The following is a 7,079-nucleotide window of genomic DNA, read 5'->3' as shown; positions in this document are numbered from 1 at the left end:
ACTAGCGGCGTTTGCGCAGCAGGTGCGGCGACATGCTCAGGCCGTCCGGTCGGCGCAGGCGGCGTCGGCAGCGACGGCAGATGAAGATACCCAGCCACAGCAGCACAACGCCAACGACCAGCATCACGATAGCGCCGTCGCGCCCGGCGCCGAGGCTACCGAGCGCCTGTCCGTGGCCGAGCAGCGAGGCGGTGCCGGCCAGCGCCAGCAGCACGCCGAGGATGGCGAAAATCGCGCCGAGGGTGATCACCAGGCGCAGACCCCATCCGCGGCGCTCCCGTGGCGGGCGCAGGCGGCGGGCGTCGAAACCATCGGATGACTTCATTGCGGTACCTCTTCAGGACAGGGCTGTGACCGGAAACATCCCGGTCGGGTTCATTGCCCGTCAGCATCGAGTCTCGGCACGCCGCAGCGAGTCGCTCGATCAGAGAAGCGCCTGGGTGTTGTCGACGCAGGCGGCGAAGTTGTCGGCGAGGATGGTCATTTCCATCCGATGGACATCGGCCGCGCTGACCACGCCCTGGCCGTGGGGCAGGTCGCGGGTGGCACAGGCTTCATCGACCAGGGTGCAGCGGTAACCGTAGTCCTTCGAGGCGCGCACGGTGGTGCTGATGCTCGAGTGGGTCATGAATCCGCAGACGATGATGTCCAGCCGGCCCAGCGCCTGGAGCCGATCATGCAGGTCGGTGCCGGCGAAGGCGTTGGGCAGGCGCTTCTCGACCACCGCCTCGCCGGCCTGCGGGGCGGCTTCGGGCATGATCTGGCCGCGCTGTGCCTGGGGGTCGAACAGGCCGCCGCTGATGCCCAGGTGACGCACGTGCACGACCGGCGCGCCGGCTTCACGGGCGGCGGCGAGCAGGGTGGAGACTTCCTTGAGTGCGGCTTCCAGCCCTGGCAGTGCCAGCACGCCATCGCGGTATTCTTCCTGCGCATCGATGATGACCAGAGTGGCGTTTGCCAGCTTTGCCGGCGCGTAACCACGGCCACTGAGCTGAAACATGGTCTGTGGCAGGGACATTGCTGACTCCTTGTGTGAAAGAGCGGTGATTGTGGCGCCAGATGACGAGGATGTGAACCGCTGCGATGCAATGAGTCCTGCGTCGAGGTGCTGCGCTCATGGCAATGACGCTCGCCGGCGCAGGAGAAAAAGGGCACATGGCTGAGCTAAACTGCCGCCCTTTGACCCTGGGAGATGCTCTGTGACCGCTTCGCCATCGCGCCTGCGTACCCTGCGTGATTACATCCGATGGGCCGTCAGCCGCTTCCACACCGAGCAGCTGTTCTTCGGCCATGGCACCGACAACGCCTGGGACGACGCGAGGCAGCTGGTCCTGGGTGCGTTGCATCTGCCCTACGAGATCGCCGACAGCTATCTCGATTGCCGTCTGGAGGACGACGAGCGCGAGCACCTCACCGAGTTGCTGCGCCGCCGCATCGAGGAGCGCATACCCACCGCCTACCTGCTGGGACAGGCGTGGTTCTGCGGTCTGCCCTTCATCGTCGACGAGCGCGTGCTGGTGCCGCGCTCGCCGATCGCCGAGCTGATCGAGCAGCAGTTCAGGCCCTGGCTGGCGCAGGAGCCGGCGCGGATCCTCGACCTCTGCACCGGCTCGGGGTGCATCGGCATCGCCTGCGCCTACGAGTTCATGGACGCCGAGGTGGTGCTGGCGGACCTGTCGTTCGACGCCCTGGAGATCGCCAACCGCAACATCGAGCACCATGGCCTCGAAGAGCGCGTCTACACGGTGCAGGGCGACGGTTTCGACGGCCTGCCGGGGCAGCGCTTCGACCTGATCGTCTCCAACCCGCCCTATGTGGATGCCGAGGATTTCGCCGACATGCCGCCGGAGTTCGGCCATGAGCCGGCGTTGGGGCTGGCGTGCGGCGAGGACGGGCTGGATCTGGTGCGGCGGATGCTCGCCGAGGCGGCCGACCACCTGACCGACAAGGGCTCGCTGATCGTCGAGGTGGGCAACAGCCAGGTCCACGTCCAGGCGCTTTACCCGGAAGTGGATTTCACCTGGCTGGAGTTTTCCCGCGGCGGGCATGGGGTGTTCCTGCTGGCGGCCAGCCAGTGCCGCGAGCACCAGGCGCTGTTCCGCTCCCGCCTGAAGGGCTGATTCAGCGCGTCGCGATCCAGATCAGCAGTCCGGCCTGGAACAGGGCGAAGGCCACCAGGCAGACGATGGTGAAGCGCAGGGTGCCGTCTTCGCGCTGGAAGCGCGCCATGCGCTCCTGCAGCGTGCGGATCGACGTCTCCTGTTCCTGCAGGCTGCGATCGGCCTGTTCGAGCATCGCGGCGCCGTCGAGCAGCTCGACGATCTGTACCTTGTCCTGGTTCCAGTCGCCGTGCAGCGCGCTGACGCGAGGGGCGGCATAGGTGGCCTTCAGCGCACGGGCGTCGGGATAGTCGACGTCGAAGCCCTGGGCCTTGAGGAAGTGGTCGCGGCGCATGCGGGCGTCTTCGCTCAAGACATCCTTCATGCTCAGCGATCCGCCTTCGATCTGGTAGTGAGCCCAGCGCTTCTTCGCCCATGCGGCGCCCCGGGCCAGCAGGAAGCGTCCAAGGCCCCGGTTCAGGGGCTCGATCTTGAGCCCCGTGTCCGGGCCGAAGCGCACTTCCTTGCTGCGGTGGTCGGCCCACACCTCCAGCACGTTCTGCTGCCGGTGCAGCGCCTGGCCGGGCAGGTGGATGAACAGCCGCAGCAGGCTCTGCTGCGATGTGTGGCGTTCCACCTCGCCGAACTGGACGAAGCGCAGCGGTCGCGCGCCGGTGGCGCGGTCGGTGGGCAGTGGCGCGAGGCGAAGCAGGCGAAAACGCTCGGCCTGCAGCTCGGCCCAGGGATGGGGTGCCGGCGCCGCCTCGGCAGCGGTGTCGGCTTCGGTTTCCATCGGAGTCTCGGGTGTATCGGTCATCGTGGGCCCTGCATCGTCTCGGCGCGTGGCGTGGGGGGCTGCGAAGCGCTGCACCCCGGCCTGTGCAGCAGGGTATCGGCCAGGTGGCGATTAACTGGAGGGTGGCAACAGGCCGTGGGTGCGCAGGAAGCGGCCGATGTGCTCGCCGAGCGCCCTGGCGATCGGCAGCGAGGGGTCGTTGTAGGAGGCCATCTGGCGGTTGCGCTCGGCCGGCACGATGCGCAACACGTGGTTCATGCCGTCGATCAGCGCCAGTTCGGCGTCGGGCTTGGCGCGATGCAGGGCCTTCGCGTCGGCGACGCTGACCTGGATGTCGTGTCGGCCCTGGATGATCAGGGCGGGCATCTGCAGCGCCGCGAAGGCTTCGGCGGGGTCCTGGCGGAACAGCGAGATCAGGTAGGGCTGGACGCTCGGGCGGAACAGGGCCTGCAGCGGTGGCGGTATGTCCGCATGCTGGCGCCCGGCCTTGAGTTCGTCGAGCAGGTAGAAGCTGGTCGCCAGTAGCGGTGGCGGCAGGCGGCCCTGCAGCTGGTCGCGCAGCAGGATATCCACCGGCTCTCCCGTGCCGGCGATCGAGATCACCGCCTCGGCCTGCGCGACGGGGGCGGTCAGGCTGGCGATCAGCGCCCCTTCGCTGTGGCCGATCAGGATCACCGAGGCGAAGCGGGCGTCCTGCCTGAGCTGACGGACCCAGCCGACGGCATCCTCGACATAGCCCTCGACGCTGAGGTCGCGCTCGTCCGGCGCGGCCGGCCTGCTGGCGGCGATGCCACGTTTGTCGTATCGCACGCTGGCAACGCCCAGCCGGGCCAGCGTCTGGGCGAGGCGCTTGAGCGCATCGTTGTGGGCGTCGGGGTTGTTGCCGTCGCGGTCGGTCGGTCCGGAGCCGGCGATCAGCAGGGCGACGGGCACGGCGGTGTCGCGCTTGGGCAGCATCAGGCTGCCGTGCAATGCGCCGGTCGGCGTCTCCAGGCGCACGGGCTGCTGGAGAAGGGTCTGTGCCTGGAGGGAAGGGGCGAGCATGGCGAGCAGGGCGATCAGTAGAAGGCGCATGGCGGATTCGTTTCGACGACGCGGCGTTGGACGCGGCAGGTGCCTCAAGGTTCGGCGCGAGTGTAGGGCCATCGCCGGGAACAGCGAAACAGCGGTCGGCTCAGGTATACTGCCGGCCCTTTCTCGAGGTCGTTCGCGGAGCGTCGTGCATGTCCGGCAATACTTTCGGCAAACTGTTCACCGTCACCACCGCTGGTGAAAGCCATGGTCCGGCACTGGTGGCCATCGTCGACGGATGCCCGCCCGGCCTCGAACTGAGCAGCGCCGACCTGCAACGCGACCTCGACCGCCGCAAGCCGGGCACCAGCCGGCACACCACTCAGCGCCAGGAGGCCGACGAGGTCGAGATCCTCTCCGGGGTGTTCGAGGGCCGCACGACCGGCACGCCGATCGGGCTGCTGATCCGCAACACCGACCAGAAGTCCAAGGACTATTCGGCGATCAAGGACCTCTTCCGTCCGGCCCATGCCGACTACACCTACCACCACAAGTATGGCGTGCGCGACTACCGCGGCGGCGGCCGCAGTTCGGCTCGCGAAACCGCCATGCGCGTGGCCGCCGGGGCCATCGCCAAGAAATACCTGGCGAAGCTGGGCATCCAGGTGCGCGGCTACATGAGCCAGCTTGGGCCAATCGAGATCGCCTTCAAGGGCTGGGACAGCGTGGAGCAGAACGCCTTCTTCAGTCCCGACCCGGACAAGGTCGCGGAGCTGGAGGCCTACATGGATCAGTTGCGCCGTGACCAGGACTCGGTGGGCGCGAAGATCACGGTGATCGCCGAAGGCGTGCCGCCGGGCCTCGGTGAGCCGATCTTCGATCGCCTCGACGCGGACCTCGCCCATGCGCTGATGAGCATCAACGCGGTGAAGGGCGTCGAGATCGGCGTCGGCTTCGCCTCGGTCGCCCAGCGGGGTACCGAGCATCGCGACGAGCTGACGCCCGAGGGCTTCGTCTCCAACAACGCCGGCGGGATCCTCGGCGGAATCTCCAGCGGCCAGCCGATCGTCGCGCATCTGGCGCTCAAGCCGACCTCCAGCATCACCACGCCGGGCCGCTCGATCAATGTCGACGGCAGTGCGTCGGACGTCATCACCAAGGGCCGTCATGACCCTTGCGTCGGCATCCGTGCCACCCCGATCGCCGAGGCGATGATGGCCATCGTCCTGCTCGACCACCTGTTGCGTCACCGTGGGCAGAACGCCGATGTGCAGGTCGACACGCCGGTATTGCCACAGCTTTGAAACGTCGGTTCGTGGCGATGACGTCGCGCGCGCCTGCGCGCGATCCGGCATGAGCAACGCGCTGCCTTACTGGCGCCTGTCCGGCTTCTACCTGTTCTACTTCGCCCTGCTGGGGGCGACGGCGCCGTTCCTCGGGCTCTATTTCGACCACCTGGGGTTCGCCTCCGAGCGGATCGGCGAGCTGGTCGCCATCCCCATGCTGATGCGCTGCCTGGCGCCGAACCTGTGGGGCTGGCTGGGCGACCGCACCGGCCAGCGGCTGGCGATCGTGCGCATCGGCGCGCTCTGTACGCTGCTGTCCTTCGCGCTGATCTTCTACAGCAAGAGCTACGCCTGGCTGGCGCTGGTGATGGCGCTGCATGCGTTCTTCTGGCACGCCGTGCTGCCGCAGTTCGAGGTCATCACCCTCGCGCACCTGCGCGACCAGGCCTCGCGCTACAGCCGGGTCCGGTTGTGGGGCAGCATCGGCTTCATCCTGGCGGTGGTCGGCCTGGGCGTGCTGTTCGACCGCTTCGGCCTGGGCATCTACCCGTTGGCGATCGTCGTGATCATGGCCGGCATCGTCGTCAGCAGCGCCTGGGTGCCCAACGCCCAGCCGCAGCAGCGCGACGAGCGGCCCGGCGACGGCGGCTTCCTGCGCCAGCTGTTTCGCAAGCCGGTACTGGCGTTCTACCTGTCCGTCGGCCTGATGCAGTTGTCCCACGGGCCTTACTACACCTTCTTCAGCATCCATCTGGAAAGCCTCGGCTACCCGCGGACCACCATCGGCCTGCTGTGGAGCCTCGGGGTGGTCGCCGAGGTGCTGCTGTTCCTGGTGATGGTGCCGATCCTGGCGCGCTTCAGCCTGCGCCAGGTGCTGATGGCGAGCTTCGCCCTCGCGGCCTTGCGCTGGTTGCTGCTCGGCGCGCTGGCCGACAACCTGGCGGTGTTGCTGGTCGCCCAGCTGATGCACGCCGCCACGTTCGGCAGCTTCCACGCGGCGGCCATCCATTTCGTCCAGCACAGCTTCGGACATCGGCAGCAGGGGCAGGGGCAGGCGCTGTATGCCTCGCTGGCTGGCATCGGCGGGGCGCTCGGCGCGTTGTACTCCGGTTACAGCTGGGCCAGTCTCGGGCCGGTCTGGACCTTTGCGATCGCCAGCCTGGCGGCGCTGACCGCAGCCGTTATCATTGCCATCCCGTTGCAAGAGGACCGGGCATGACTGCCACACGTGAATCCCTTTCCCGCGCCATCATCGAGGCGGGGCGCTTTCTCTACGGACGCGGCTGGTCGCCCGCCACCAGCAGCAACTACTCGGCGCGCCTGAGCGGCAGCGAGGTGCTGCTGACGGTGTCGGGCAGGCACAAGGGCGAACTCGGCCCGGATGACCTGCTCGCGGTCGACCTGCAGGGTCAGAGCCTCGAGCCTGGCAAGAAGCCCTCGGCCGAAACCCTGCTGCACACCCAGCTGTACGCCTGGAAACCGGACATCGGCGCGGTGCTGCATACCCATTCGGTGAACGCGACCGTGCTGTCGCGGATCAGCCTCGGCGACTCGCTGGTGTTCGCCGACTACGAGCTGCAGAAGGCCTTTTCGGGCATCTCGACCCACGAGAGCCAGGTGCTGGTACCGATCTTCGACAACGATCAGGACATCGCCCGCTTGGCTGGGCGCATCCAGCCCTGGCTCGAGGCGCATCCCGACTGTGTCGGCTACCTGATTCGCGGCCACGGCCTCTACACCTGGGGTGCGCAGATGAGCGATGCGCTGCGCCAGATCGAGGCTTTCGAGTTTCTCTTCGAGTGCGAGCTCGCCGTGCGCGCGCTGCACCGTCACTGACCGACCATCCCGATAACGGCCGCAGGCGCTCCGCGCCCCGGCCAGGAACCC

Annotated in this window: 8 protein-coding genes; 4 read left to right on the top strand and 4 right to left on the bottom strand. The window is 67.7% G+C overall.

Annotated elements, in window-relative coordinates; all coding sequences use genetic code 11:
- Nucleotide 1: 1 nt before the first annotated feature.
- Both DN824_RS12045 and DN824_RS12040 read right to left on the bottom strand, forming a co-directional pair.
- Nucleotides 2-325, bottom strand: coding sequence for a hypothetical protein (locus DN824_RS12045; protein WP_138408646.1), 324 nt, complete (start codon nt 323-325; stop codon nt 2-4).
- Between the two features lie 99 nt (nt 326-424).
- On the bottom strand, nt 425-1,018 hold the full coding sequence (locus DN824_RS12040) for a cysteine hydrolase family protein (RefSeq protein ID WP_138408645.1): 594 nt from the start codon (nt 1,016-1,018) through the stop codon (nt 425-427).
- Nucleotides 1,019-1,199: 181 nt separating this feature from the next.
- Between DN824_RS12040 and prmB the strand changes: the two genes are divergently transcribed.
- Entirely contained in the window at nt 1,200-2,120 is a 921-nt protein-coding gene (gene prmB, locus DN824_RS12035) for a 50S ribosomal protein L3 N(5)-glutamine methyltransferase (protein ID WP_138408644.1), read from the top strand.
- 1 nt (nt 2,121) lies between these two features.
- On the opposite strand, the gene DN824_RS12030 is transcribed toward prmB, so the two are convergent.
- A complete protein-coding gene (locus DN824_RS12030; protein ID WP_138408643.1) occupies nt 2,122-2,916 on the bottom strand; it encodes a hypothetical protein in 795 nt (264 codons plus the stop codon).
- Between the two features lie 90 nt (nt 2,917-3,006).
- Nucleotides 3,007-3,969, bottom strand: a complete 963-nt coding sequence (locus DN824_RS12025; RefSeq protein WP_138408642.1) for an alpha/beta hydrolase — start codon at nt 3,967-3,969, stop codon at nt 3,007-3,009.
- A 149-nt stretch (nt 3,970-4,118) separates the two neighbouring features.
- Here DN824_RS12025 and aroC point away from each other — a divergent pair, with 149 nt between their 5' ends.
- Genes aroC through DN824_RS12010 form a run of 3 tightly spaced genes read left to right on the top strand, consistent with a single transcriptional unit; the run spans nt 4,119 to nt 7,028 of the window.
- Complete coding sequence (aroC, locus tag DN824_RS12020; protein ID WP_138408641.1) at nt 4,119-5,210, top strand: chorismate synthase; 1,092 nt, start codon at nt 4,119-4,121, stop codon at nt 5,208-5,210.
- Nucleotides 5,211-5,259: 49 nt separating this feature from the next.
- Entirely contained in the window at nt 5,260-6,411 is a 1,152-nt protein-coding gene (locus tag DN824_RS12015) for an MFS transporter (protein ID WP_138408640.1), read from the top strand.
- Nucleotides 6,408-7,028, top strand: coding sequence for a methylthioribulose 1-phosphate dehydratase (locus DN824_RS12010; protein ID WP_138408639.1), 621 nt, complete (start codon nt 6,408-6,410; stop codon nt 7,026-7,028). Before DN824_RS12015 ends, DN824_RS12010 begins: the two co-directional genes overlap by 4 nt.
- Nucleotides 7,029-7,079: the final 51 nt, after the last annotated feature.

The organism is Stutzerimonas nosocomialis, assembly GCF_005876855.1.
Classification (GTDB): domain Bacteria; phylum Pseudomonadota; class Gammaproteobacteria; order Pseudomonadales; family Pseudomonadaceae; genus Stutzerimonas; species Stutzerimonas nosocomialis.
Note: the sequence above shows the minus strand (reverse complement) of the source record. Positions and strands in the feature narration are given on the sequence as shown.

What these genes read in the sequence shown, in the direction of transcription:
- DN824_RS12045 (WP_138408646.1), bottom strand. Translation starts at nt 325, where the DNA reads ATGAAGTCATCCGATGGTTTCGACGCCCGCCGCCTGCGCCCGCCACGG.
- DN824_RS12015 (WP_138408640.1), top strand. Translation starts at nt 5,260, where the DNA reads ATGAGCAACGCGCTGCCTTACTGGCGCCTGTCCGGCTTCTACCTGTTC.
- DN824_RS12040 (WP_138408645.1), bottom strand. Translation starts at nt 1,018, where the DNA reads ATGTCCCTGCCACAGACCATGTTTCAGCTCAGTGGCCGTGGTTACGCG.
- DN824_RS12010 (WP_138408639.1), top strand. Translation starts at nt 6,408, where the DNA reads ATGACTGCCACACGTGAATCCCTTTCCCGCGCCATCATCGAGGCGGGG.
- aroC (WP_138408641.1), top strand. Translation starts at nt 4,119, where the DNA reads ATGTCCGGCAATACTTTCGGCAAACTGTTCACCGTCACCACCGCTGGT.
- DN824_RS12025 (WP_138408642.1), bottom strand. Translation starts at nt 3,969, where the DNA reads ATGCGCCTTCTACTGATCGCCCTGCTCGCCATGCTCGCCCCTTCCCTC.
- DN824_RS12030 (WP_138408643.1), bottom strand. Translation starts at nt 2,916, where the DNA reads ATGACCGATACACCCGAGACTCCGATGGAAACCGAAGCCGACACCGCT.